The organism is Azovibrio sp. (genome assembly GCF_049658005.1).
Taxonomy (GTDB): Bacteria; Pseudomonadota; Gammaproteobacteria; order Burkholderiales; family Rhodocyclaceae; genus Azovibrio.
This window is the reverse complement of record NZ_JBASOH010000077.1, coordinates 1-1,830: the sequence shown is the minus strand read 5'-3', so window position 1 is coordinate 1,830 and position 1,830 is coordinate 1. Positions and strand designations below refer to the sequence as shown.

Sequence of the window (1,830 nt, the reverse complement as noted above, 5' to 3'; positions counted from 1 at the left end):
CCCTTTGCTACGCGCCGCCGCCGACGCCGGCCGGGTGAGCGGCGAGCGGCACCCGGGCCGCTGGGTGGACGTAGGAACCCCCGAGCGGCTGCATCGACTGGATCAGGAACTGGCGGCGGACCGGGCGGCGGACTGATGAATGCCCCGCGCCCCTTTTTTCCCTCTCGAGACAGGTTTTCTATCTCCGCACGACTTCAAAGGCCCCCACGAAAAACCCGCTTGCAGAAAATTCGGGGCATCCTCATGTGGGATGCTATGGCTTAGAGCGGCCGCCGGCCTTGAATGACACGCAGCACGATCAGAACCAGTGCGATGACCAACAAAACGTGAATAAACCCGCCCAGGGTGTACGAAGAAACCAGACCAAACACCCAACCGACGATCAATATAACTGCAATGATTTCAAGCATGGGATTTTCTCCAATCCGAAATTTCAAATGATGAGCTGCGCCATATATCGATACATCCCGCCATGCCGAAGTTCAAAGCCATGCCCGATCGCAAGCGCTGAGATTCACGTTTTGATCCACGCTTTGATCCATATGGATAGCCGCATGGCGACCGGCCGCACGGCGTCAAGCCGTCGGCCTGGCCGCAGCGATGTTCGTTCCAGTTATTTTTTTTCGATCTCATGCTTGAGATCACCCCAGGCCGATTGGCCTTTACCGATGTTCTTCTGGATATTGCCTTCGATTTCCATTTTCTTGTCATCCAATAGTACACCGCTTACTTCCTTGGCTTTCCCTTTGGCTTCTTCGACACGGCCTTTTACTTGATCTTTGTTCATGAGTATCTCCTGGTGGATATCAACCTTATCCCGATTGGCTAAGGCGCAAAGCGGAGGATGATATATTCAAATGCTCGGTTTGAATGATCCATGCAAAATCGGACGGAGTCGGTGCGGCAGCGCACATTGCCTGGAAGCAGAAAAAGGGGTCGGGTCTTGCAATCAAGCCTCCATAAAATTCGCACAAACGACCGGCCGCCTAAGGCCAAAAGGAGCCAAAGAAGGAAAGGGCCAAGGAAAGGGGCCAGGGTCATTTAACCCGCCTCCTGATTCTCAAGCCACCGAGGATTCAGTGATCTGAAACCCCAGTCGTTCGCAAGGCTGCAGGTTTTGCCGTCTACGCTGCCGTCCCGCCAGCACCGGCTTTTCTTGAGGTGGCTTGAATCCTCCCATTTCGGGAGTTATGATCCTGTCATGCGCGTAATTGCCAAAAGCACTTTGAGAAAGTTCTGGAAGCACCCCGGATGCGCCGATGCACAAGGCCCGCTGGAAAGCTGGTGCGACGAGGCTACGGAGGCGGATTGGACTTCGCCGCAGGACATCAAGGCGCAGTATCGGAATGCCAGCATCTGTGGCAAGAACCGGGTGGTGTTCAACATCGCCGGCAACAAGTATCGGCTGGTGGTGGAAATGCAGTACCGGGCGGAGATTGCCTGGGTAAAGTTCGCCGGCACGCATGCGCGTTACGACATGATCGATGTGGAGACCGTCAATGAATAATAAGCCGATTCGAAACGACGACGATTAGCGGACCGCCTTCGCACGTCTGGAAGCCATTTTTCAGGCGCCCGAGGGTTCGCCCGAGGCCGATGAGATGGAAGTTCTGGTGGCGCTGGTGGAGGCCTATGAAAACAAGCATCACCCGGTCGGCCCGGCAGATCCTGTCGAAGCGATCAAGTTCCGCATGGAGCAGCAGGGGCTGGCAGCGAAGGATCTCGAACCGTATATCGGCTCGAGCGGCCGGGTTTCCGAGGTGCTGAACCGCAAACGCGCCCTGAGCCTGCGCATGGTGAAGCGCTTGCACGATGGCTTGAAGATTCCTT

General features: G+C 55.8%; 4 protein-coding genes. 2 read left to right on the top strand and 2 right to left on the bottom strand.

Annotated elements, in window-relative coordinates:
- Positions 1-260: 260 nt before the first annotated feature.
- Positions 261-410: a lmo0937 family membrane protein gene (locus WBH99_RS07870; RefSeq protein ID WP_424219539.1), complete on the bottom strand. Its 150-nt coding sequence runs from the start codon at positions 408-410 to the stop codon at positions 261-263.
- A gap of 203 nt (positions 411-613) precedes the next feature.
- Positions 614-787, bottom strand: coding sequence for a CsbD family protein (locus WBH99_RS07865; RefSeq protein WP_424219538.1), 174 nt, complete (start codon positions 785-787; stop codon positions 614-616).
- A gap of 414 nt (positions 788-1,201) precedes the next feature.
- On the opposite strand from WBH99_RS07865, the gene WBH99_RS07860 reads away from it, so the two are divergent.
- Together WBH99_RS07860 and WBH99_RS07855 are read left to right on the top strand one after the other, a co-directional pair.
- Positions 1,202-1,507: a type II toxin-antitoxin system HigB family toxin gene (locus WBH99_RS07860; RefSeq protein WP_424219537.1), complete on the top strand. Its 306-nt coding sequence runs from the start codon at positions 1,202-1,204 to the stop codon at positions 1,505-1,507.
- Between the two features lie 94 nt (positions 1,508-1,601).
- On the top strand, positions 1,602-1,830 hold a 229-nt coding region (locus WBH99_RS07855), incomplete at its 3' end, for a helix-turn-helix domain-containing protein (protein ID WP_424219536.1).

Coding starts and splice junctions, on each gene's coding strand:
- WBH99_RS07865 (WP_424219538.1), bottom strand. CDS start 787: ATGAACAAAGATCAAGTAAAAGGCCGTGTCGAAGAAGCCAAAGGGAAA.
- WBH99_RS07860 (WP_424219537.1), top strand. CDS start 1,202: ATGCGCGTAATTGCCAAAAGCACTTTGAGAAAGTTCTGGAAGCACCCC.
- WBH99_RS07870 (WP_424219539.1), bottom strand. CDS start 410: ATGCTTGAAATCATTGCAGTTATATTGATCGTCGGTTGGGTGTTTGGT.